The following is a 24,210-nucleotide window of genomic DNA, read 5'->3' as shown; positions in this document are numbered from 1 at the left end:
ACTAAGCTTTCAGCAAGTCCGATCAATCTGCGTGCAGGATCAATCGACTATGGGCGCACTGTGGCAAACCGACTCGACCCAGGCTGCGAAAGTACAAGGCAGTTCGGACCCAGCGCCGTCACCCGAAAACAAACCCCGGCCCCGTTACGCCCGCCGCCTGTTCTGGCTCATTGTGCTGATGGGCCTGATTGCCCTGGGGTTTGCCGCCGCCAAGGAAATGCGCACCTCACGCCTGCAGGCCCAGGAACTCAGCCGCCTGGCCCGCGACCTGACCTATCAGGTCAAACCCGGCCCCAGTGACGCCATTGCCTACCCCGGCGCCGGCCCATTCGACCGCCGCCTGGGCTACAGCGACCTCGATACGTTCCTGCCGCGCTTGCTCAAGCGCGGGTATGTGATCGAGGCCCAGGCACGTTTCTCGCCTGAATTGATGGACTACAGCGCCAAGGGACTTTTTGTGCCCTATGCGGAAAAAATCCAGGCGGGATTGTCGATCACCGATTGCCGTGCAGTGCCGTTGTATCAGTACAACTACCCGCAACAGCTGTACGCCAGCTTCGCCGCGATCCCGCCGTTGGTGACCCACAGCCTGTTGTTTATCGAAAACCGCGACCTGCTCGATCCCGCCCAACCCCAGGCCAACCCTGCCGTGGACTGGCCTCGGTTTGCCAAGGCGGCGTGGTCGCAAGTGGCCAAGCTGTTACACCTGCCGGGCCAGAGTGCCGGCGGCAGCACCCTGGCGACCCAGTTGGAAAAATACCGCCATTCGCCGGACGGCTTGACCCTGTCGGGCGGGGAGAAGCTGCGGCAGATGTTTTCCGCCGCCGTTCGCGCCTATCACGATGGGCCGCAAACCTTGCCTGCACGGCAGAATATCTTGCGCGACTACCTCAACAGCGTGCCGCTGTCCGCCGTGCCCGGCCATGGCGAAGTGCATGGCATGGCCGAAGGTTTACGGGTGTGGTACGGCGCCGATTTCAACCAGGTCAACCAGGCGTTGGTAGGACCGGTAAGCGCGGAGCAAGGCTTGGCATTGCGCCAAGTGTTGTCGCTGATCATCGCCCAGCGTCGGCCGTCGTATTATTTGGCCAAGGGCCGCGAGGAACTGGCGCAGCTCACCGACAGCCACCTGCGCCTGCTGGCCCAGAACGACGTGATCGAACCGGCGCTGTTGCAGGCCGCACTGGCGAGCCAGGTCACTTATCGCGACTGGGCGCAACAGCCCACGATTCAACCGATCGAAACCAACAAAGGCATCAGCGTCGCCCGCAGCCGCCTGGCCGCCCTGCTCGACCGGCCGCTGTACGACCTGGACCGCCTGGACCTGTCCGCGACCTCCACCCTGCAAGCAGAGCTGCAAGGCCAGGCCACCGACTACCTGCGGCATCTAGCCGACCCGGAGTACGCCCGTCAGATCGGCCTGCTCGGCGAGCGCCTGCTCACCCCGGCCAGCACCGCGCAAGTGCGCTACAGCTTTACCCTGTTCGAACTGACGCCGGACGGCTCGCGCGTGCGCGTGCAGACCGACAACACCGACCAGCCCTTCGACATCAATGAAGGCAGCAAGCTGGAACTGGGCTCCACGGCTAAGCTGCGCGTGCTCACGACGTACCTGCAAATCATCAGTGAACTGCACGACAAGTACGCGGCGAAGGCGCCGGTCGAGCTGAAGAAAATCCCGGTGGATGACCAGGATCGCCTGAGCCGCTGGGCCCTCGATTACCTGATCCAGGCACCGGACAAATCCCTGGCAAAAATGCTCGACGCCGCCCTCGATCGCACGTATTCCGCCAACCCCGGCGAACGCTTTTTCACCGGCGGCGGCCTGCACACCTTCCACAACTTTCGCAGCCAGGACAACGGCCGCAACCCGACCTTGCGCGACGCCCTGCGCGAGTCGATCAACCTGCCGTTCATTCGCCTGATGCGCGATGTGGTGCGCTATGTCACCTACTCCGGTGAAAACAACAGCGCCGAACTGCTCAAGGACGATAGCGACCCGCGCCGCCAGGAATACCTCGCCGGGTTTGCCGACCGTGAAGGCACCACCTTCCTGCGCAAGTTCTGGAAGAAGTACCAGAAAAAAGACACCCAGGCGCGCCTGGAAACCTTCCTCGACAGCCTGCGCCCCACGCCGATCCGCCTGGCCGCCGTGCACCGCTATTTGCTGCCAAATGCCAGCCAGGCGAGCTTCAACCTGTTCGTGCGCGCCCACATGACCGGCGTAAAAACCACGGTCAAGCTCACCGATGAACGCCTGGAAAAACTCTACAAGGACTACGGCCCCGGCACCTACGACCTGCCCGACCAAGGCTATATCGCCAAGGTGCACCCGCTGGACCTGTGGCTGCTGGGTTACCTGCTCAACCATCCCGAAGCGACCTTTACCGACGCGGTCAAGGCCAGCCAGTTCGAGCGCCAGGAGGTTTACAGCTGGCTGTTCAAGAGCCGCCATCAAAGCGCACGGGACAGCCGCATCCGCACCATGCTGGAGATCGAGGCGTTCCTCGATATTCACCAGCGTTGGCGAGACGTGGGCTACCCCTTCGACCACTTGGTGCCGTCGCTCGCCACCGCCATCGGCAGCTCCGGCGACCGCCCTGCCGCGTTGGCGGAGCTGATGGGGATCATCCTCAATGACGGCGTGCGGCCCCGCGTGTTGCGCATCGACAGCCTGCACTTCGCCGCCGATACTCCCTACGAAACCCGCGTGGTCAACGACCCGGCGCCGGGCAAGCAGGTGATTCCCGTAGACGTGGCCAGGGCCCTGCGCGGCGCACTGTCCCAAGTGGTGGACGCCGGCACCGCCAAACGCGTGGCCGGCAGTTTCAAACTGGCCGACGGCACGCCGCTGGCCATGGGCGGCAAGACCGGCACCGGCGACAACCGCATCGAGGCGATTGGGGCGGGCGGACGAATTCTCAGCTCCAAATCCATCAACCGCACTGCGACCTTTGTGTTCTACCTGGGCGCACACCACTTCGGCACATTGACGGCCTTTGTGCCCGGCCAATCGGCGGAGCATTTCACCTTTACCTCGGCGTTGCCCGTGCAGGTGCTCAAGGGCATGGCGCCGATCCTGATGCCCTACCTGCAACCGGGCGACCTGACGCAGTGTCAGCCCAGTGTTTTAGTCGACACTGAAAAACACCCGCCGCGCCAAGGCCAATTGAATCTCTGAGCGATGGATCTCCAGGGTTTGCTGCGCGCGCCCGGTCTGCCCCATACGCATGCGCGCAAATGCCTGCGCCTCGGCTTGTGCCTGGGCCTGGCGCCCCAGCCGTGCCTGCTCAGGGGTCTTGAGGTGCGCGGCAGTGAAATGATCGTCCGGGCCCTGGCCGCGTGCGTAGTGAAAATGCGCGTAGGCCAGCGTTTTTCCGGTGTGGGCATCGTTGACCGCATACACCTGCAAATAGTCATCGCGACGGCCCTTGAGCGCGACACGTGAACCCTCACGCAAGATGCTCACTTGATGTTGCTGGTGCAAAAACGCAACGTCATCCTGGTTCAAGGGTTTGCCCAGGGTAGCGCGAATGCGTGCCGCCAGACCGGCAGACTCCAGGCGTGTCACCACCTTGCGCAACGCGGCTTCGGCGGTGCGCGCTTTGGTTTGCTGTACAGCAGCCAGGCGGATGTTGCCCTCGTCGTTGAGCTTTTCGCGGATTTTGTTGGCCACCCACAGGCGGCGGCGGGCCTCGGCTTCGAGCAGGTCCTGAAGAGAAGCCGGGGTGTTTGCTCGCGCCGCCAGCGTGTCAACCTTGGTGATGGTGCTGTCAACGTCTTGCAGCAACGCATGGGCGGTTTTCACCAGGCTGCCCAGTTCCGGGTCAGGGCGCGCAGGGGCAGGCACTGGCTCCCAGACACCGTCATCGGCCTCGGTAAAGGTGCCGATCACACTGCCGGTGGCATCGGTCAATTGCGCCGTCGTACGGGCGGCCGGTTCCGTGCGGGCCACAAGTAGGTCGCGGTTACGCGTGCGGATGATCTTCTTGCGCGGGCTGGTGCCAGGCGCGGGTACAGTCGCTTCAACTGATGCAGGCTGCAACAACGCACTCAGGTCACGCTCGACTTGCTGGTGCAAGCCCGTGAGCAATTGCTGGAGTTTCTCCAAATACTCCAGGTCGAATTTCTCTGGCTCCATGGCGCGCCAGAATTCGATCTGGTCATCGGTCTGGGCAAAGATGTGGTTGATGCTGTCGAGCAGTTCAATCTGCTCGGCATCGCTGGCCTGTACCTGTGCGCGTTCCGCCAGCGAGCGGCTGGCCCAACGCGCGCGGACAACGGTCGTCGACAGGCGCTCAAACACATCGTCCTCGAACACCGTGTCGGGCGTATCGATAGCCAGCCCCCACAAAGTGCTCAATTGCAGGGATTGCAGGTCTAGCAGCGAAGGGCGTGCCGGCGTCTGGGCGAGCAACGCCGCACTTTTGTCACGTCCGAACCGGGGCACTTCGCGCAGTTCATTCAGGTAGCGATCTTCCTGGCTGCGCCAGCGGATAGCACTGTCGTAACTGGCCGCCAATGCGCGCATGCCCTGGTTCAGCGCGGCGTGGGCTTGTTCGTCGCCGCTGTCGTTGTCAGAACGGTTGAGCAGTGGCACCACACGGGTATTGGCCAGGCGCACTTCACTGCTCAAGTGGATATCGAGCAGTTGCAGCGTGAGCACAAGCGATTCCAGCAGTTGGCTCAGTTCCTCTTCATGCCTGGGCCGGCGCGCCCGTTGGTGCAAGCGTTGCAGCAGCTGCAACTCCTTGATCGATTGCCGCACCTTGTCCTCCAGCGCCTGACGATAGCGCGCTCTAAAACTGCTGAGTTGTTGCTCATCCAGCCCGCTTTGCTGCGTCAGGTTGCGGGCAATCTCCATCGCCCGCTGCGCGCGGGTACGTTCGGTCATCGCCTGCTGGTACTGGGCTTCCAACTGCTTGAGGTCCGGCACAGCCTCCTCCACAGCGTCAGCGCCACCGCTGAGGCGCAATTGCAAGTCGATGTCCCATTGGCCCGAGTTCACCGCCTTAAGCCACGGGCCAGGGCGACTGCCATCGACGCTGACCACCCGCACCCGCCCTTGCTCCATGCGCACGCGAAATTGCTGGCCGCGCACCAGTGCCTGCCATTGCTGCCCAACCCGCAGCAAGCCTTGCCATTGACCCCGTTGTTCGGCGCCGGGCAGTGCCCTGGGCCAGGGCGCGGGATAGCTTTTCAGGCTCAATGCAGTGAGTCGCGCCTGCATGGCGGGGGTCAGGGCATCACGGGCATTGGCCCAGGCGGCGGGTGCGACGAACTGCGCGGGCGCCTGGATTCGCCGGGGCGGCAAGACGACAGGATCGACCTGCGGCGCAAACACCGGATGCTCCAGCGCCACATGCCGCTGCACATCATGGGGCGCGGCCTGGTGCGCGACGATCACCGTCAGGTTCACCAGCATATCCAGCAGCGCCGCGTTACGCGCTTGCGGATCGGCGCCTTGCAAGGCGACGATGTCCTGATCGGCACTGTCCATCAGTTGCACCAGCCAGCCCGCCAACATCAGCGGCCCAGCCAACAGCGGTTGCAGGGTGCCGAACAGCAGCCAGCCGATGAGCTTGAGGCTGGCCCAGCGTTGTTCGGCATTCGACACCGATTGACGGTCGGCCAGCGCCACCAGCGCCTGCGCCATGCTGGTAAACAATTGCTGCGCCGGGTCTGTGCTGGACAGGGCTTTGCTCAACTGCGCGGGAGCCGGTTTCGCATAACGGGTGAACTCATCGCCCGCCAGGAAATGCCGCACATGGGGCTCACGAAAACCGCCGTGGGCGTACACCGCCTGGCGCCGGGATTCGATCCAGGTCAACACGCTGTCCTGGATCGCCCCCGGTTGCCTGATCGCCTCGCATAAAGCCTCCAGCGAGGGGTATTCCAGCACCGCTGGCTCGAACAAGGGCCGGTACAACACGTGGCAACCGTCGTCGCCGTGGTGCGGGCCGATGATGAACATATTCGCCACCGTATCCGCCGCCGCAGCAGGCGTAGCCTTGAACGCCAACGGCCAGAGCGCCATACCCTGGCGCTCGGCGGCCGTGGCGCGCAACGCCGCTCGCACGCGCCGAAACCCCTCGGCGGTAAGGCCATGCTTACCGGTAATTTGCCATTCCAGCACCTGCATCGGCAGTTGAATGCGCAGTTGCCGGCTGAAACGCTGGCGGCGGCGCGCCACCTCGGCAGCGTCATCCACCAGGTGTTTTTTCAACAGCGCCGGATAGGCCTGGCCGACATCGACCTGCGTCACACAGCCCTTGAGCGTGTCGTAACTCAGCCACGCCGGGTGGACCGCCTTGGCGGCATACGGGAACCCGGCGAGGTTTTCCAGGGCCAGTTCGGTCAGCGTCACCTCGATACGCTCGACCTCGCCGGCGATGAAGCCCCCTTGAGACGGCACCGCGGCGGCGATCACCCGCTCGAAGGTCAGCCTGACATCGCCCGGCACGAGCGTCGCTGCCCTGGGAATCTTGCGCAGGCAGGCCTGCAGTTGCTGCTCGGCATAGTCTTTCAGCGTAGGGATGCCCTCCAGAAAGTTTGCCGTCCCCTGTTGCTGACGATCAAGGACCAAGGCCTGCAACAGTTGCGCGTAGGCAATACAGGCAGCGGTATCCGCATGGGCCAGCCACAGCGGCAGCTTTTCCTGCAAAAACTGTTGGCGCTCTGTCAGCGGCACCACGAACCAGCGCTGGCTGTCGGTGATCAGGCTCAGCAGCGCTGTGTAGTCCTCCAGCGAGCGCGGCACCTTGGGGCTCAGGCTTGCGATTTGCAGCAACTGGCGCTGCAAGTAACTGGCGGCCAAGGCATCGAACGGGTCGCCCTGGACGTCGGCGGTAAACCATTGCCCAACGCTGGGTGTGTAGGCGGGCAATAACCCTTGCAGTGCGTCCAGGCTGTCCAGCCATTGCACGCCGCTGGCGGGGCTGAACAACAAAAAGCCGGGCTGGGAAGGTTGGCTGAACAGCAACACCGGCAGCATCTGCGCCGGTTGCTGCAGGTGCACGGTTTGCACGCGCAACGTCGCGCCGTGGGCGCTCCACAACCGATCAGGGCGCAGCGGATGGATGTGCGCCTTGGGGAATATCGCCTCGAACCGTGCCTGGCTCATGCCGGACGGGCGGGGCGAGTCGTAAAACATTTCCAGCAACTGATCCGACAAGTAGCCCCAGCGCGTCATGTCCACCGGCAGCGCGTCACGCCACCAGGCTTGCAGGCGCAGCGCGTAAAAGTCCAGCAACCCGGCGCCACAGCGGTTGATCAACGCCTCCAACTCGGCATGGCTCGGACCGCCCGGCACGTAGTCTTCGCGCAGACGTTGCAGCACTTGGTGATGGTGCTCGACCAACCACGTCGGGCTGGCCGTAGATAAACGCTCCAGCACCCACTCGAACAGCGGTCGATAGGGTCCGCCGGGGGCAACGATATACAGGTGGCTCGCGTTGTAATGACGCCCGGCAAAATGCAAGTCCAAGTAGGCCTGCGCACTGTCGGCGGCGACGTCATTCAGGGACGGGGGGTCGCTGAACAGGGTCAGCACTTCGCCGATGTGTACTTGGCGCACGGAGGTATCGGAAGCAGTCATCAAAGGGGTCTCGATAAGGTTTAAGCCTGATCCTAACGTCGCCCACCCGCCTCGCCGCGCTACACATCTACTGCGCCCCAAGGCTTACCTGAGCAAAGGGTGCCCTCCGACAATCAGCGGCGCCTTGGATGATGGTGCCGGCCCGGATTCGTTTCTAAATTGGCCGCTCTCAATTCCAATCAGAGACTCACCATGGATATTCGGCTCAACCATCGCCACATGACCCGCGAACAGAAAACCGCCTTTGTCGAAGCCGTCCTGCGCTTGAAAAACGACACCGCCAGCGTGCTGCGCCCCGGCCAGCAAAACCGCTACGACGACTTTGTGCAGGTGCATAAAAATGCCCTCGGCGGCACCGACCAATTCCAACCCATGCCGCACCGCAGTCCCTTGTTTTTCCCTTGGCATCGGGTGTTCCTGCGCCAGTTCGAACGCGCCCTGCAAACGGCCGCCAATGACACCCGCATCACCTTGCCGTTCTGGGACTGGACGTTGAACGGCCCCAACGACCCATTCACCCCGACCTTTCTGGGCGGCAACGGCGACCGCGAACAGAACTTTCGCGTGGTTAGCGGGCCGTTTGCGGCACAGGCAGGGCAGTTTGCGCTAAGAATCTGGGATGAGGAGGCAGGCGATGCAGGCTTGCGCCGTGATTTTGGCAACGAAGCGGGCGCGCACTTGCCCGACAACGAACAGGTCACGGCGGCCCTGTCAAAAACCCCTTACGCCAGCGGCCCCGACACCTGGCTGAATTTCTGCGAAGGCATGCTGCACGACCCGGTGCATCGCTGGGTGGGCGGCAATATGGGGGTCAACACCTCACCGAACGACCCGGTGTTCTTCCTGCATCACTGCTACCTCGACCTGCTGTGGGAACGCTGGAAACGCCAGCACCCGACCCTTTCGCCGTACCTGCCGCAAAGCGGCTGGCCGAACCTCGACATGGACGCAAGATTGGTGTTTCACGCGGCAGACAAAACCGCGCCCTGGACCGACACCTGGAGCGTGCGCGACGTGCTGTCCACCGAAGCGCTGGACTACACCTACGGCCAGCTCAGCGCACTCGCGCCGAACTGCCCGGTCATTCCGCCGCCCGCCGGGCCAACGGTAGAGGTGCTGGCCGATGACCTAACTATCTAACCCCTGGCACTTGCACGCGGGCCCTAGGCTGATGGCCTTGTCCACGACACAAGGTCATCCGCCATGCCTGCTCCCCCGCACAACGGCCCGCACTACTCACTGATCAAACGCAACCTGCCCGACTGGCTCGCATCCACCGCCTGGCCACGTGCGCAGGCGCTGGGCCAGGCCCCGCTGGCGCAGGTGCCGGCGCTGTTGCGTGCCACCGACCACGACCATGCCCCGCTCAAGGCGGCCAATGCCCGGGCCTGGGCCACGCAGAACAGCGTCGACCGGCAGCTCAAAGACCTGCAAGACGTTTACGCCTTTGCCCAACCCTTGCTCAGCCAGGCCTTGCTCAAGCGCCACGGGCTCGAACTCGACGTGCGCGCCACCTATCTGTTTCTGGTAAAAACCCAAGGCGGATCGATCACGGGCACCACCAGCCGCACCCTGTCATTGCTGGACGCCGCCTTGCAGAACTTCGCCCACGGCGAGACCTTCACCGACGACTCGCGCTACATCACCCGCCCCGACGCGCGCGGCCATTTCGAGCCCTTGGCCCATGATGCGCGCATGAGCATTGCGCAGTTCGTCGCCCTGTGCCGCGACGTGGACCTGGGTGCGCAGTACGCACGCCACCTGCAACACCACCTGCTCGACAATACGGCGCTGCAACCCCAAGTGATCGCGAGCCAGCAAGCCGCCCTCGATAGCGCCGCTCACTTGGCGTTACTGCACGGAGATATCACCGCCGATACCTTTCACGTGCTGCAACGCACGGTAAAAGGCGAGCGCGGGCTGATGCAGTTTTATCGGCTGCGCATGCTGGACACACTGCTCACCGGCATCCTGCTGATCGCCGCCGACCTCGACCAGGCCACGACGGTGGTGTCCGTGCTGGCGTACATCCCCCATGACCCCAACGGCGCGATCCGGCAATACCCCAGCACCGCGGCACTTCGTGATGCACTGCTCGACCGGTTGAAAGATTCCACCTACTGCCAGTTCTTCAGCCAGTTCGTCGACCACTCGCAACGCCCGCGCTTTTTCAGTGGCCTGCAACAGCACCCGACCCTTGTCGCGGCCCGCATCGACGGCGACCTGTGGCCGCAGCTGTACCGGGCCGCGCTGAACAAAATCCTCAACGATGGCCGCGACCTCGCCGTCGCCACCGCAGTGGCCGACAGCCGAGCGCGCTGGGCCTGGTGGGACGCCCTCACACAAACCCTCGAAGGCCTGCTCAACGTGGCACTGCTGGTGGCAACTCCGTTCGTGCCGCTGCTCGGCGAAGCGATGCTGGCCTACACCGCCTACCAATTACTGGATGAGCTGGTGGAAGGCGTGGTCGACCTCGCCGAGGGCCAGGCGATGGAAGCCGCCGGGCATTTGGTGGGCGTGGTCAGCGACGTGGTGCAACTGGCAGCGTTTGGCGTCGGCGGCGAGCTGGCGCGCTCGGTGTTCGTCGATGGCCTGCGCCCGGTCGAAGTCAATGGCAAGACACGCCTGTGGAACCCCGACCCGACGCCCTACCGGCAAAACCTCCAACTGCCCGCCGACTCAACGCCCGACGCCCTGGGCCTCCACACCTATGCCGGGCAAAAGATCCTGCCCCTTGAAGGCCAGCACTACGCAGTCAAGTTCGATGCCGCTAGCGGCGACCATCTCATCCAGCACCCGACCCGCTCAGACGCCTATACGCCGTCGATCCGCCACGACGACAGCCCCCGCGCCTGGAACGACGAGCGCCGCTTGCAGGCACTCGGCCCGTTCACCGATGCACAGCATCAACAGATCCTGCGCACCAGTGGCCTCGACCATGGCGCCCTGCGCGCCGTGCAGGCCGATAACCTGGCGGCGCCGCTGCTGGACGACACGCTCAAGCGCGTACGCCTCAGCCAGCAGGCCGCCGAACTGCCCGAGCAACTGCGCGCCGGCGAACCGGTGGACCAAGACACCTACTGGAGCCCGCACATTGCCACCGAACTGCCGGGCTGGCCGTACGATGTGGCGATCCTGGTGTACGAAGACGCCGACCTCAGCGGCGAGCCCCTGCGCTTCGGCGACCCCGAGGCGGTGCACACTCTGCTCATCAGCCGCGCGGATTTGAACCTCGGCAAGCTGCCGGAACGCTTGGTGAATTTTCTCGACCCGCCCAGGCTCACAACGCTGCTCGGCACATTGCCCGAAGGCCGCGCCACGCAAATCGATGCGTTGCGCAATCGCCTCGCCGACCATCTCGCCGCGCGCCGCGGTGCATTGTTCAACTACCTGTACCGTCACAGTGAAGACCTCACCACCGCGCACGGCGTGCGCGTGCGCGAAACCTGCCCCAACCTGCCTAAAAGCCTGGTTCGCCACGTGCTCGCCCAGGCGCATCAGCAAGAGTTGGCGATCATGGCGACTGAAAAACGCCTGCCCCTGCGCCTGAAAAACCTCGCCCGCGCCTTGCAGCTACAGGCCCGTGGCGCCCATGCCTACCAGGGTTTCTACGACCCACAATTACTCGGCCCCGAGACCGAACAAATGGTGCTCAACACCCTGCGCCTCTACAGCGACAGCCTGGAAGATTGCCGAATCGAAATCCGCCAGCACACGCCCATCGCCAACGTCCGCGCGAGCGCCGGGCCAGAGCCGGCGCGCCACCGTCGCCTGCTGCGCAAAACCAATGGGTTCTATGAGGTCTACGATGAGCGCCAGCAACTGCTGCAACCCGCCACGGAGTTCTTCGACGCCGTGCTGCACGCACTACCCGCTGCCAAACGGGGTGCAATAGGCGCCGACGGCGCGGCCCTCAAAGATTGGGTGATGGATACATTGCTGGCGCCCGAACCACGTCGCACAACCATGGCCGATCCGAAAACCAAAGCCTTGTCGCCCCAGGATCAGCGCCAACTGGTGCAAGCGCCCATGCACCCCGTGGCCGCCTGGCGCAGCGACCTGTTCCCCGGCACTCTGGAACAACGGGTCAAGGCACTCTACCCCTACGCCAAACAAAGCCTTATCGACGCCTACGTGCGCAGCCTCGACGACCCGCTCCAACGCCAGCGCTTCGAGGCGCGCGAGATCGAGAAAGCCGAGCTGCAACATGACCTCGGCAATTGGATCACCGATGCGCCCATCAACGAACCGCCAGACGTGGCGCATCAGCGCGCCTACCTGGTCAAGGCGCTGCTCAGGACCTGGGAGGAGCACCTTGCCAGCGACGAGATCGGGGTGCGCCTGAGCATACAAAGCGTGCGCCTGACGGGCCTGCTCGGCAATCTACGCCTGCGCGCCAACTTTGATCATGTGCTGCATCTGGAACTGAGCGACACCCAATTGCTGGACAACGACACGCCGTTGCTCGACAGCTTCCCCAACCTGATAAGCCTGCACCTGCGCGACAATCAACTGACGCGGATGCCGCAAGCCATCCAAAACATGCCCGCGTTGACGCACCTGAACCTGGAAAGCAATCCCATCGCCTGGGATGCCGGGAGCCTGCGACAACTCGCCAACCGATCCCATTTACGCCAGCTGTTCCTGGGTGATAACCGCCAGCTTGTCCGCGCACCGGACCTGAGCCGCTTGCCGCACCTGGAAGCCTTGTCGTTGAACAACACGGCGATCAGCGAATGGCCCGCGGGGTTGTTCGACCAACCACGGTCCGCCAACTTTTTCCTGGATGTGCGCAACACCCCGATCAACACCCTTCCGCAATTTTTGCCCTGGCAGGCCCAGGCCCGGGTGCTGGCGCGCGCCCGTCTGGATCGCAACCACCTGAGCCCGGCCAATGAGCAGTTGCTGGTCAGTTACCGCCTGGAGGCTGGCCTCGATCCAAACCGCAGCTACCCACCGCGCGGCGATGCGAGCTTCTGGCTGCAGAACGAAGGTGAGGAGCATGTGCCCTGGATGTTGCAGCTGTGGCAAGACATCGAGGAAGAGCACGGCTCCCAGGGTTTTTTCGAAGTGTTCAAAAGCCTGGAGCCTTCGGCGTTGGTTGAAGAGGACTATGACGCCGAGCTCTATGAACACGGCCGTGCCAACTTGACTGACAGGGTCTGGCGCATGCTGCTGGCGATGGATGGCGACCCGGAGCTGCGTGCACGGTTGTTTCAGATGGCCAGTAACCCGGTGACCTGCGCCGATGCCGGCGCACACATCTTCAACGCGATGGGCTTTGAGGTGCAGCTGGTGGAGATCAATCGCGACCTGCGCGGTGAGCTGAAGTCCTTGAAGCTGGCCCAGCTGGCCAGGGGGAAGTCACGCCTGGATCGCCTCAACCAGGTGGCCAAGGACGATATCCGGCAGCGGATCAAACCGCGGGACGAAGGTGGCCAAGGGTTGCGTTTCAGCACCGACGTGATCGACGGCGAACCGGGTACAGTGGATGAAGTAGAGGTGTATCTGGCCTATCACAGCGGCTTGAAGGCACGCCTGAAACTGCCCTGGGTGTCGCCGCACATGAGTTACCGCGCGACCGCCGATGTCAGCCTCACCCGGCTCAATCATGCGTTCGACGAAGTGATGCGCCTGGAAACAGGAGATGGGCTGGTGGACGGCATGCTTGAGCAACCATTGTGGGACCGCCATCTGCGCGACACCCATGCCGCCGAATTCCAGGCCAGCCTTGAACGTGCGAACGCACTGATCGACCCGCTGGACGACCTGCTATTCGCCCAGAACCAATGGGCCAGCGCGGGGACCGAAGAACGCAGCGTCCTGCAACCTCGCCTGCTGATTCTGGCCGACGCGCTCAACGTGCCCCACGCCGATGTGCTCAGCGGCCAGCCGATGAGCGCCGAAAGCTACGAATGCATCCTGGCTGCCGGCTTCACCGAGGACGTGCCGAGCGAGCAGGCCCTCGCCCGGCGCATGACACGCCAGGTGTTGCAACGGTTGGAGGTCTACGAGACCGGGCCCGCCTCATGAAACATCGCAGACAGCATCAAGGCGCAAGCGCATCAAACACCATATGCACCGTGCCGAAGTAATGCCCCGGCCGGTAATCGCCATCGGGCTTGATCGCAGCGATCTCCAGGCCCACGCGTTTGCCGGGCCGGGCATCGGCGGTGGACACCACTTCGCTTTGGGTCAGGCCCAGCTCCACATCATTGAACTTCACACGCAGGTCGACGCGATCCGTACCATTGAACAGGTACGCCGCCTGCTCCAGCCGTGCACCAATCGCCCCGCCGACATTCTTTACATCAAACGGCGCGCGCAAGGTTGCCAGTTGCGAGCTCACCGGGTTGTACGCCAGCACTTGCTCGCGCTGCACCAGTTGCGGGTCAACCGGCAGCACGTAGAAATCCGCGGTGGGGATGGTGACCGAGACCTCGAATGTCTCGCGCTCGACCGCGGCCTCCAACTGGGACATCGACAACACCAGCACAATCACCAACACCACCAGCGCAATTATTCTGTACATGGCTTCACCCCTTGACCTCGATTTTGCGGGTTGCGTCGCCTTCGATCAGGCTGAAGCGGTATTCACGGCCAGGTTGTTTGTCAAAACCGTAGGAGCGCTCGGCGCGGATGTGATGGCGAATAGTCGGCCGGCAGTCTTGCGGCGACGCGGCGGCGCAGTCCTTGAATTCATCGACCACCACCACGCTGTTGCCGTCGTTGCGCAGGGTGTAGCGCTTGCCGTCGTCCTGCAGTTGGGTGTTGAACTGCGTGTGCTTCGGTCGCACGAAAAATACCGTGCCGTAGCCCGCCAGCACGCGAACGCCGGCCGCGAGGCTTTCCTTATATTCAGCACGTTCGTCTGCGGTGACGGCAAAGTCATCCTCAGCCTGGGGCACCACCGGCACAAAACGTACGCGGAAATAACGCTCTTTATCGCGGTTGCCCATGAACAGCAGCCGTGTGCCCTGAGTGCCGTTGGCCGGCACGATCAGCCGGGCCGGGCTGGCCATCAAGCCATCGCGGGCGGTGGCGCCGGCCTGGTTTTGCAGGGGCACTTCGCGGTAAGTGCCATCGTCGTCGTAGATCATCTCGAGGATATTGACCTTGACGAACGCGGTGGACGTGCCGCCGTTGAACACCCGCTTCATGTAGGTACTTTTATCGCCAGCGAGGTAGTCGTACACCACCCCCACATTGATCTGCGGGCCGGCCAGGGCGCCGAGGGAACACAGCGACAAGGCGCACAGCATCAACAAACGTTTCATTCACTCAACCTCATGTAAAAGCGCTTCAAACTTGTGAATCCCAGACCACGGTGACGGTGCCGGAGAAGGTGCTGCCGGGGTGGTCGAGCATCTGCTCGACAGCGTCGGCCTTGATTTCGAAATGCAGGGTGCTGGGTTTGCGGTCAATGTAGTGCGTGGGCTGGAACAGCTCCGTGCCGCTGCCATCGAGCCGCAACGGCAGGCGGTTGACCGGGCGCCCTGCGGCGTCGCTCATGCCATTGGGCAGCGTCACCGAAATGTCCAACGGCACCTGCACGCCTGCCGCATTGCGCACGCTGCAGGTGTTGCCCAGGGGCTCGGGGCATTCGAGGGTCATCTTGAAGGCCGAACTGGTCCACAGGTTGATGGCTTGGTCGCGGAACAAGCGGCTGGGTTTTCGCCCGTTTTGCAGCCAGGCCTGCCAGCCGCCTTGGGGCTCCAGCAGGATGCGGTTGCCGCCGGGGGGGACTTCGACCTTGAGATGGTGGTCCACATCCAGGGTGAAGTTGAAGGTCAGGGTGTCGTCGGTCGGGATCATGATGTCGCCGAAATCAAAATCCGCGCCCGGCCCGATGGTGTAGGTGGTGGTGCCAACGTATTGGCCAGCGTCCATTTTCAACGGGTTGGGGGTCTTCAGCTCATACGAATACTCGAACGTTTCGTAAAACAGAGTTGAAATGTCTTTGGCCGCAGGTACTGCGCAGGCACCGATGCCGACCGGCGTAATCCACGACCACAACAAATATCGATCGTTGCCCATCGCGTAGCCTGTGGGCAAGCAAGGGCTAATAGCGTATTGCCACCCACCAGTGCCGTAGAGCCAAAGCCACCGGTCTGAGACTGGCAACACGTACTTACCCCCAATGCCCGCAATTCTGACTTGCAGCGTTTCAGTTTTCGCCGTCACCGTATTGGTCACCGCCAAGTCCCGCCATTCAGTAGGCACCTTGAACATCGCGCCTTTACGCGGGTCTGTGTGATTGCCCAGAATTGGGCCGTTGGAGTTGAACTGAATAGCCGTGGTCCGAATACTGAAAATCCCCAACTGCTTGCACCTCTCAGGAATATGCCAAGGGCAGATGCCGCTTTCCGGGGTGGTGTTCTTGAACCGGTTGACCATCGGGTTGGACGGGTCTGGGCGAAATTGCGCAGTGATCTCTTGAACAAGCGCCTGGGCGGCTCCTGCCGTCAGGCACGCCCACAAGCCCATGACATACAGTGCGGTTTTTCCCGCGCCCCGCGATACCTTGACTACAGTCATCCGGCTCACCCTGCTGTTGCCAGGTTGGAAATGTTTTCCGCCAAGGTGTCCGGCGTACAACGTAAATCCCCAATCATCAACACATCACTCTCCTGTCGCGTATTACTCGGGGCGAGCCGGAATTGGCACAACAGCTGGTTGGCATAGCGCACTTCCAGGGTCGGCGCGCCGGCCGTCATTTCCATCGAGAAGAAACCGTCCACTTCGCTCACCGCACGGCTGGCGTGGTTGATCACCTGGTGGCCCCGCAGCGGCTGGCCGGTTTCATCCACCAGCCGCCCGAGCACGGTCACGGTCTTCATGACGCTGACCTTGCGGTACTCCACGCCGCCCTTGTTCAGGTGGTAGTTGCTGCGTGGCGGCTGAATGTTGGCGGCCGGCGGGTGGTTGCCGTCGAAGTCGAACGCGAGGGTGCTGTTCTTGTAAGCGGTGATCGGCACAAAGTTGCGCCCCGGTCGCAGGCGTGTGCTGCCGCCGGTCAAGTCATCGGCGCGCAGAGTGATGTCGTCGACGTCGGTTTCGACGTCCACGATCATCCCTGCCCCGCCGCCTTGGGGCTGGCTGCTCAGCAGCACCGCGCCGCCGCCCACCGCCACGGTGCTGCTGAGGTTCAGGCCACCGGACAGGCGACCGTTGAAGGACGACCGCTGTGCGTAGGTGTCACCGTAGAGCGCATCATTCTGAAAGCTGGCGCGACCGGACAAACCTACGCCATAGGTATCGGCCAGTACCGTGCCGGAGACGCTTTGCAGCAGGTGGTCTTCAAGGGTCTTGGTATAGGTGAGCGAGCCGTTATGGTCGCGGGTACCATCGCGTGCGGTGCGGGTGCCGATGCTGGCCGACCACTGCTCGCCCGGTGAACCGAGGGCCACGCTGACACTGAGGTCGACGCCACGGTTGCGGTTGTCACCGGTGCTGGCAGTAGCGGGCCGGTCGAACAGCGACAGGCGCCAGTTGGCATCGCTGCCAAAGAGCAAGCCGCGCTCGGTCCAACCGAGGTCGAGACCGATCCCCTCGATGTTGCCTTGGCTGTAGGACAACCGCGAGTTGATCGAACTCGTGTTGCTCAAGCGATGGTTAAGGGACAACGACGTATTACTGGTCTGGCCGATAAACACGTTGCGCTGACGCACGCGCGTACCGTCCGGCAGCACGTCATAGGTGTTGGTGGTGTCGAGCCAGCTGCGGTTGTGGCTGAACACCACGCTGCCGGCGCCATAGCTATACAGGGTTTGCAGGTCCAGGCCGGTGCCGTGGTCCTGGGTCTGGTAGACGTTGGCATACAGGCTGAGGCTGTTGCCCAGGGTCCAGTCGATGGAGGTGCCGTATTGCATGGCTTCGCGCACTTTGCGCGTGGACAGGCCGAGGATCACCCGTGGGTGCGCCAAGTAATTGAGGCCGGCGCCGTAGGTCAGGAAACCGCTGGACTGCTCGTCCCAGTTGCTCAGCAGTTTGCTTTCGCGCCCGACAAAAGTGTTATAGCGCCAGCGCTCGTCGAGGTTGCGCCAGTTGTTGGGCTTGTAGATCAGCTCCTGGGTGGTGGATGTGGTGAGGCCATCTTCGATCAGGCGCACTTCCACTTCGTAGATACCGCCGGGCAAGGGCCGCGTATCCAGGGTTTGCAGGCCCGCGGCGACCGGCTGCGTATTGATCAGCAGGCCGGCACGGTAGATTTCCACCGAGGCCTGGCGGCTGGCGGTGACATACACCGGGTACACGCTGGGCTTGGGGTTGTTGATCACCAGGCTGTCGGAACTGCCGTACATCAGCCCCATGGCGGTGTCGGGGTTGGCGCCGAACGAGCGGATCTGCCGGGTGAGGCCGTTGGAGCCGGGAGTGAAATAGCCCAGGCGCACGAAGTTGCCTTCCAGTTCGCGCTGGGTATAAAGCTCGTGTATCGCATGGTACAGAGTGGTGGCGGTGCCACCGATACGGGACAACTGCAGGTTCATCGCCTGGCTCCAGTTACCGAGACTGGAACTGGCGACGACGCCGTAACGTCCGCCGACCGCTTCGTTCTCGCCACCGGTAACGTTCAATTGGTTATTGACGATCAGGCCAAGACTGCTGGTGTCCGGTTGATCATAAAACTGTTTGATCTGGGCGTTGCGCTCAACGTTCTCGGTGAGAATCGACACCAGTGAGTTTTTCCAGGCTGTAGTGCACGGCCAACAGTTGCGACGGGCAACTTTGTTGGCAACTTCCCAGCAGCAGGCCTTGTTGCAGAAGTTGCTCCAAAGTTGCACGGGTGGTGGCAGAGACGGGGCTATCGCCGATATCATTGAATTGCAACAGGGTAATACGATCATCGCGTCCTAATACAATCATGGCTTCGCCCAGGAACTGTTGATCCAGTTCCACGCGCACTGGCAATGGCACATCGAAAAAGTGTTGTTCAAAATCTTCTGGCAGTCCCTTGGACTGAGATAACAGACTGCCGGGCGTGGTGCCGGGGGTCGCTGGCGCGGCCAGCGCAGTGGCGCACAGCAAGAGCGCAAGCGCGCCCGCAATTGGCGTCATCGAAAACATGGACGGAATACTCGTCGGTACGGACAGTCGGGACGGTTGAACCAGGCCGGCGTTCGAGGAGGAAGGCGCCGGCCGGTCTTTTCATACCCCCATGGCCAGGGTGGCCTGGGGGTTACACACCCGCTGGAATCAACGTGGTACTGCGTCGAAGATCACGGTGTAGCTGGCGGTGTACAGGCCGTTCTGGGTGTCTGCCGGGCGAGCCGGTGCGATCACCAGGTCAGCCTGGGTGCCGGGCGTGGACTGCGGATCATCGACCATTTCCTGCGAAGTGCCGGTCAGGACCACACCGTTGAAGGTGTTGGTCAGGGCAATGCTGTCCGAACCGTTGTACAGCGCAGCGGCGGTTGGGCCGCCTTCGATGTAGGCATTGACCGAACCGTCGGTGTTTTTCACATCGAAGGTTGCCCGCAGGGAACTGAGTTCACCGCTGACAGGGTTGTAGTTCATGGTCTCGTCTTTACCGAAGTTCGGGTCACGAGGCTGGGCGTGGAACTGCTTGGTTGGAATGTCGGCCGTGATGCTGATGGGCGAACGTGCGTCATCGGCAGCGATGGTGATGGAGGAACTCAGGGCGGCCGCAACGAAGGGGACAGCTACGGCGAGTGTCTTGAACATGGTGATTACCTGTCATCTAAAGAGGGGTTCTTAGAAGCAGTTGAAAAACGACATATTTTCCAACTATTTGCATTGCAAGTCGGCGACTTGTTCAACGCCAGGCAAGTATCCAGCTCACGTTATTTAAAGTAAGCAGGCGAATTCACTTAGTTTCGCAGCCTTGTAACACTACAACTGACAGGAAAGCTATGGCATTTTTCCAAAACTTAAAACATAGCCGTAAGACATCGACTACGCGAGACTAAATGAGAATGTCTTAGTTGCATTCTTATTCGTAAGAATATGATTACACCCAATAAAAAACAACTGCATTTATTAGACTTAACCCACTTAATGCTTAACTTGAGTAGTTGCTCTAGTTTATCTCGCCGTCATGCGCGAACACCTGCGAGACGACGTGCCGTCCGTCGGGCGCTCTTGCCAGCCCTATAAGATATATCTTACGTTATATCTAGACACACAGAGGCGCCTACCCATGCGAGACCATCCTCATCCGCGCGACGGTTTTGACCCGCGCTCCGGCCGCGGTCGCGGCCCCCGGGTATTTGCACCCGGCGATTTGAAACTGCTGCTGCCGGCGCTGATCGCCGAACAGCCTTGCCACGGCTACGACTTGATCCGCCAGATCGAAAGCCTGTTCGATGGCGCGTACACCCCCAGCCCCGGCGTGATCTACCCGACCCTGACCTTCCTGGAAGAAAGCGATTTGATCCAGGGCGACGCCGATGGCGGAAAAAAACGCTACACAATCACCGACGCCGGTCGTCTCTTCTTAAGCGAGCAAGCGGTCGCCCTGGACGGCGTACGCATGCGCATCGACGTGAGCAAGCGTTCACTGCGCGGTCATGACCGCCCACCGGAGATCCACGAGGCGGTGCACAACCTGCGTCATGCCCTGCACTCGCACCACGGGCGCTGGAGCCCGGAAGAAATCGTTCGTGTCGCGGCGCTGCTCAATCGCACCGCTCAAGCCATTGCCGACGGGAAAGACCAATGAATACTCAAGCCATCCATCGCGTTACCCACGAAATCAAACGCCGCCGCCTGCAAGTGCTGCGGGTGGTCGACATCACACCTCGCATGCGCCGCATCACCCTGGGCGGGCCTGAGCTGGCGGGGTTTGTCAGCCTGGGGGCCGACGATCACATCAAGCTGCTGTTCCCACAGAACGCCGCCGAGCAGGCTGCACTGGAAAGTCCGACATTCACCATCAAGGGCGACGGCCCGCAACCGGCCATGCGCGACTACACGCCGCGTCGCTTTGACCTCAGCATCGGCGAACTGGATATCGACTTCGTGCTGCACGGCGATGGCCCTGCATCCACTTGGGCCGAACAAGTGCAGGTCGGCCAGCACCTGTACATCGGCGGGCCAAGGGGCTCGTTGATCGTGCCGGATATCTTCGACAGCTACTTGCTGATCGGCGATGAAACCGCCCTGCCGGCCATTGCTCGACGCCTGGAAGAGTTGTCGGCGGGGCGTAAGGTGCTGGCGGTAATTGAGATCGCCAATGCGCAAGAAAAGCAGCCGCTGCAAAGCGCTGCCGATGTTGAAGTGACCTGGGTGATCCGTGGCCAGGACGACCTGCTCGACACCGTGCAGAAACTGACGCTGCCGAGTGGTTCGCTGTACAGCTTCGTCGCCACTGAAACCAAGTTGTCGCGCCGTGTTCGCCGTGTGCTGCTGGACACGCACCAGGTCAATGAGGACTACCTCAAGGCCGTGGGTTACTGGCGTGCCGAAGGCGGCGAAGAGGAATGATCAGCGCCGGGGCTTGATCAGCGTATCCAGCCCCACCACCGCCAACGCGATCAGCACAAACCCCATCAGAATCCCCCCGGCATTCACAAACACCTGTGGATAGCCGAGGGTGCTCACGTCAATGAAAGGGTACTGATACTGCCCGAGCAGATCCCCCCGCAGCAGTGCGTAAGCGAAGTACACCAGCGGGTAAATCACCCAACCGCCGATGTGCTTCAAGCGTAAATCGCCCTTGGGCACACACCGCCACCAGTAGATGAAAAACAGCACCGGCATCACGTCGTGCAGCAACTCATCGGCGATGAACTGGAAGCCTTCGGGCTGCCACAAATGGCGCAGCAGCAGGTTGTACGCCAGGCCTACCACCAGGATGCTCACGGCGATGCCACTGCAGATTACCGGCGCAAGGAAAAACCGCTTCGCAGGGGAATCACGTTTCACCAGCGCATAGCTCAACACCACCACCGTCAGGGTGTTGGTGAGCACGGTGAAGAAGCTGAAAAAGTTGATCAACCCGCCCAACAGGCTGGCACCTGATTCCCAGCGCGAATAGAAAATCAGGTATTGCTGGATCGCCAACCCCGCCCAACCGGCCAGCGCCGCTGCTGCCACGAACCGCTTCATCGAATCAATCCAGCGGGCGTTTGGTGCGCATCAGTTTTACGTACAGACCTTCGACTTTCTCCCGCGCCCACGGAGTTTTGCGCAGGAACGTGAGGCTCGACTTGATGCTGGGGTCGCTCTTGAAACAGCGGACATCAATGCGCTCGGCCAGGCCTTCCCATTCGTAGTGTTCCACCAGAGTGGTGAGGACGTGTTGCAGGGTCACGCCGTGAAGTGGGTCGTTGCTTGTCGCGGTCATGCCAGGCCTTTTGCAAAAAAGTAGAAATACAGCCGCTCACTTTAGCACGAAGAAAAAAGTTCCCGTTCTCAACGAAAAAGAGATGTTATATTGTAACTATAACTTTCAAATCTTTTAGTCGTTTTGCCAAGGAATGTGTCCGATGTCCCTCTCTTCTCTCTGGCGCTTGTCCCCGCTTGCCGCGGCCCTGTTGATTGGCTCCGAAGCCCACGCGCTTGAGCTGCAACCCCAAGTCATCACCGGCAACCCGTTGGGCAGCGAACAGCTCGCCTCGCCCACCACCGTGCTGGAAGGCGATGACCTGACCCTGCAACAAAAAGGCAGCCTCGGCGAGACCCTCAACAAGCAGCCGGGTGTGTCCTCTTCGTACTTTGGCCCAGGCGCCAGCCGGCCGATCATCCGGGGCCAGGACGGCGACCGCATTCGTATTCTGCGCAATGGTGTGGGCGCGCTGGATGCGTCGTCGCTGTCCTACGACCACGCAGTGCCGCTGGACCCGGTCAACGTCGACCGCATTGAAATCGTGCGCGGCCCAGCCGCGTTGTTGTACGGCGGCAGCGCCATCGGCGGTGTGGTCAACACCTTCGACAACCGCATCCCGACCGAAGCCATCGAAGGCATCCACGGTGCCGGTGAACTGCGCTACGGCGGCGCCGACACCGCCCGCAGCAGCGCGGGCAGGCTGGAAGCCGGCAACGGCACCTTTGCCTTGCACCTGGATGCGAATGCGCGGGAATTCAACGACCTGAAAATCCCCGGCCAGGCCCGCAGCCGTCACGCACCAGAAAGCGACGACGCACCGGGTAAAAACGGCCGTCTGGGTAACAGCGATGGGCGCCAGGACGGCGGTGCCGTGGGCGGTTCCTACACCTGGGACGACGGTTATGCTGGTTTGTCCTACAGCAATTACGACGCGAACTACGGCTCCCCGGCCGAGCAGGACGTGCGCATCCGCATGAAGCAGGATCACTACGCCTTCGCCTCGGAGATTCGCAACCTGCAAGGCCCGTTTACCTCGGTGAAACTCGACGCGGGTTACACCGACTACGAACACCGCGAAATCGAAGGCGGCGAAACCGGCACGATCTTCAAGAACAAGGGTTATGAAGCCCGCGTTGAAGCCCGTCATCAGCCGATTGGCCCGCTCGATGGCGTGGTCGGTGCCCAAGTCACCCGCAATGAATTCTCGGCCCTCGGTGAAGAAGCCTTTGTACCGCAGACCGACACCACGGCTGGCGCGCTGTTCATCCTCGAAGAAATGCAGGCCACCGAACGCCTGAAACTCAGCCTCGGCGGACGCCTGGAACACACCAGCGTCGACCCGGATGCCAAGGGCAACGCACGTTTTGCAGGGGCCGAAAAATCCAACGACTTCACCGCCGGCAGCCTGTCTTCCGGCGCGGTCTACACCCTCACGCCGGTCTGGTCCCTGGCCGCGACCCTGGGCTACACCGAACGCGCGCCGACCTTCTACGAGCTGTATGCCAACGGCGCCCACGTTGCCACCGGCACCTACGAGCTGGGCGATGCCAACCTGAAGAAAGAAAAAGCCGTGTCCAGCGACCTGGCGCTGCGCTTTGACAACGGCACTCACAAGGGCAGCTTCGGCGTGTTCTACAGCCGCTTCTCCAATTACATCGGCCTGTTGGGCAGCGGTCGCACGCTGAACGATGAAGGTGAAGAAGACGCCGGCGGCATCCCCGAGTACAAATACTCCGGCGTGCGCGCCCGTTTCGCCGGTTTTGAAGCCCAGGATCACTGGAAGCTTGGCGAAAGCGCCTACGGCAAGTTTGCCTTGGAACTGTCGGGCGACTACACCCGTGCCACCAACCTGGACACCGGCGAAGCCTTGCCGCGTATTGCGCCGCTGCGCTTGAACAGCGGCTTGCTGTGGGAACTGGACCGCTGGCAGGCACGCATCGACGTGGAACATGCGGCAGGCCAAGGCCGTGTGCCGGATAACGAGAGCGGCACCGATGGCTACACCACCTTGGGGGCGAGCGCGGGTTATCGCTTCAACATGGGTGGCAGCCAGTGGTTGGCGTTTGTGAACGGTGAAAACCTGACCAACCAGACCGTACGGTATGCCAGCTCGATCCTGCGGGATATTGCGCCGGCGCCGGGGCGGAGTGTGCAGTTCGGCATTCGTACTACCTTCTAACCCACACCATCACTCCCTCTGCGGGAACCGGATTTATGTGGGAGCTGGCTTGCCTGCGATGCGGCCACCTCGGTGTTTCAGTAATACCGAGGTGATGCTATCGCAGGCAAGCCAGCTTGTGTCTTCAAGATCTCTTAAACTCAG

At 62.1% G+C, this 24,210-nt stretch carries 13 protein-coding genes and 1 pseudogene; 6 read left to right on the top strand and 8 right to left on the bottom strand.

The window, feature by feature from the left end:
* Positions 1-49 precede the first annotated feature (49 nt).
* Positions 50-3,181, top strand: a complete 3,132-nt coding sequence (locus H096_RS01285; RefSeq protein WP_033896374.1) for a transglycosylase domain-containing protein — start codon at positions 50-52, stop codon at positions 3,179-3,181.
* Here H096_RS01285 and H096_RS01280 read toward each other — a convergent pair.
* Complete coding sequence (locus tag H096_RS01280) at positions 3,131-7,597, bottom strand: hypothetical protein (RefSeq protein ID WP_033896373.1); 4,467 nt, start codon at positions 7,595-7,597, stop codon at positions 3,131-3,133. The two genes, H096_RS01285 and H096_RS01280, sit on opposite strands and share 51 nt — an antisense overlap.
* Positions 7,598-7,789: 192 nt before the next feature.
* Between H096_RS01280 and H096_RS01275 the strand changes: the two genes are divergently transcribed.
* A complete protein-coding gene (locus H096_RS01275) occupies positions 7,790-8,737 on the top strand; it encodes a tyrosinase family protein (RefSeq protein WP_082461362.1) in 948 nt (315 codons plus the stop codon).
* A gap of 63 nt (positions 8,738-8,800) precedes the next feature.
* Positions 8,801-13,630, top strand: a complete 4,830-nt coding sequence (locus tag H096_RS01270) for an NEL-type E3 ubiquitin ligase domain-containing protein (RefSeq protein ID WP_033896372.1) — start codon at positions 8,801-8,803, stop codon at positions 13,628-13,630.
* 16 nt (positions 13,631-13,646) lie between these two features.
* Here H096_RS01270 and H096_RS01265 read toward each other — a convergent pair whose 3' ends face one another.
* From H096_RS01265 to H096_RS01245, 5 genes and pseudogenes are all read right to left on the bottom strand, one after another.
* Positions 13,647-14,129, bottom strand: coding sequence for a CS1 type fimbrial major subunit (locus tag H096_RS01265; protein ID WP_033896371.1), 483 nt, complete (start codon positions 14,127-14,129; stop codon positions 13,647-13,649).
* A gap of 4 nt (positions 14,130-14,133) precedes the next feature.
* Positions 14,134-14,874 carry a pilus assembly protein gene (locus tag H096_RS01260; protein WP_033896370.1) on the bottom strand — a complete coding sequence of 247 codons (741 nt, stop codon included), beginning with the start codon at positions 14,872-14,874 and terminating at the stop codon, positions 14,134-14,136.
* 25 nt (positions 14,875-14,899) lie between these two features.
* Positions 14,900-16,135 (bottom strand): hypothetical protein, encoded by a 1,236-nt coding sequence (locus tag H096_RS01255; protein ID WP_241495473.1) that lies wholly within the window; start codon positions 16,133-16,135, stop codon positions 14,900-14,902.
* Positions 16,136-16,140: 5 nt separating this feature from the next.
* Positions 16,141-18,664: pseudogene (locus H096_RS01250) on the bottom strand (CS1-pili formation C-terminal domain-containing protein).
* Between the two features lie 129 nt (positions 18,665-18,793).
* On the bottom strand, positions 18,794-19,282 hold the full coding sequence (locus tag H096_RS01245) for a CS1 type fimbrial major subunit (RefSeq protein ID WP_033896369.1): 489 nt from the start codon (positions 19,280-19,282) through the stop codon (positions 18,794-18,796).
* A gap of 475 nt (positions 19,283-19,757) precedes the next feature.
* On the opposite strand from H096_RS01245, the gene H096_RS01240 reads away from it, so the two are divergent.
* Complete coding sequence (locus tag H096_RS01240; RefSeq protein ID WP_033896368.1) at positions 19,758-20,279, top strand: PadR family transcriptional regulator; 522 nt, start codon at positions 19,758-19,760, stop codon at positions 20,277-20,279.
* Positions 20,276-21,043, top strand: coding sequence for a siderophore-interacting protein (locus H096_RS01235; protein ID WP_033896367.1), 768 nt, complete (start codon positions 20,276-20,278; stop codon positions 21,041-21,043). Before H096_RS01240 ends, H096_RS01235 begins: the two co-directional genes overlap by 4 nt.
* Here the strand turns inward: H096_RS01235 and H096_RS01230 are convergent, their stop codons facing one another.
* Entirely contained in the window at positions 21,044-21,667 is a 624-nt protein-coding gene (locus tag H096_RS01230; protein ID WP_033896366.1) for a Pr6Pr family membrane protein, read from the bottom strand.
* Between the two features lie 4 nt (positions 21,668-21,671).
* Complete coding sequence (locus tag H096_RS01225) at positions 21,672-21,905, bottom strand: VF530 family protein (protein WP_016977534.1); 234 nt, start codon at positions 21,903-21,905, stop codon at positions 21,672-21,674.
* 142 nt (positions 21,906-22,047) lie between these two features.
* On the opposite strand from H096_RS01225, the gene H096_RS01220 reads away from it, so the two are divergent.
* Positions 22,048-24,066: a TonB-dependent receptor gene (locus H096_RS01220; RefSeq protein WP_033896365.1), complete on the top strand. Its 2,019-nt coding sequence runs from the start codon at positions 22,048-22,050 to the stop codon at positions 24,064-24,066.
* Positions 24,067-24,210: the final 144 nt, after the last annotated feature.

Source organism: Pseudomonas sp. FH1, from assembly GCF_000510895.2.
In the GTDB taxonomy this organism is placed as follows: Bacteria; Pseudomonadota; Gammaproteobacteria; order Pseudomonadales; family Pseudomonadaceae; genus Aquipseudomonas; species Aquipseudomonas azotoformans_A.
Note: the sequence above shows the minus strand (reverse complement) of the source record. Positions and strands in the feature narration are given on the sequence as shown.

Coding starts and splice junctions, on each gene's coding strand:
- H096_RS01245 (WP_033896369.1), bottom strand. CDS start 19,282: ATGTTCAAGACACTCGCCGTAGCTGTCCCCTTCGTTGCGGCCGCCCTG.
- H096_RS01260 (WP_033896370.1), bottom strand. CDS start 14,874: ATGAAACGTTTGTTGATGCTGTGCGCCTTGTCGCTGTGTTCCCTCGGC.
- H096_RS01265 (WP_033896371.1), bottom strand. CDS start 14,129: ATGTACAGAATAATTGCGCTGGTGGTGTTGGTGATTGTGCTGGTGTTG.
- H096_RS01235 (WP_033896367.1), top strand. CDS start 20,276: ATGAATACTCAAGCCATCCATCGCGTTACCCACGAAATCAAACGCCGC.
- H096_RS01255 (WP_241495473.1), bottom strand. CDS start 16,135: ATGACTGTAGTCAAGGTATCGCGGGGCGCGGGAAAAACCGCACTGTAT.
- H096_RS01270 (WP_033896372.1), top strand. CDS start 8,801: ATGCCTGCTCCCCCGCACAACGGCCCGCACTACTCACTGATCAAACGC.
- H096_RS01285 (WP_033896374.1), top strand. CDS start 50: ATGGGCGCACTGTGGCAAACCGACTCGACCCAGGCTGCGAAAGTACAA.
- H096_RS01280 (WP_033896373.1), bottom strand. CDS start 7,597: ATGACTGCTTCCGATACCTCCGTGCGCCAAGTACACATCGGCGAAGTG.
- H096_RS01240 (WP_033896368.1), top strand. CDS start 19,758: ATGCGAGACCATCCTCATCCGCGCGACGGTTTTGACCCGCGCTCCGGC.
- H096_RS01230 (WP_033896366.1), bottom strand. CDS start 21,667: ATGAAGCGGTTCGTGGCAGCAGCGGCGCTGGCCGGTTGGGCGGGGTTG.
- H096_RS01225 (WP_016977534.1), bottom strand. CDS start 21,905: ATGACCGCGACAAGCAACGACCCACTTCACGGCGTGACCCTGCAACAC.
- H096_RS01220 (WP_033896365.1), top strand. CDS start 22,048: ATGTCCCTCTCTTCTCTCTGGCGCTTGTCCCCGCTTGCCGCGGCCCTG.
- H096_RS01275 (WP_082461362.1), top strand. CDS start 7,790: ATGGATATTCGGCTCAACCATCGCCACATGACCCGCGAACAGAAAACC.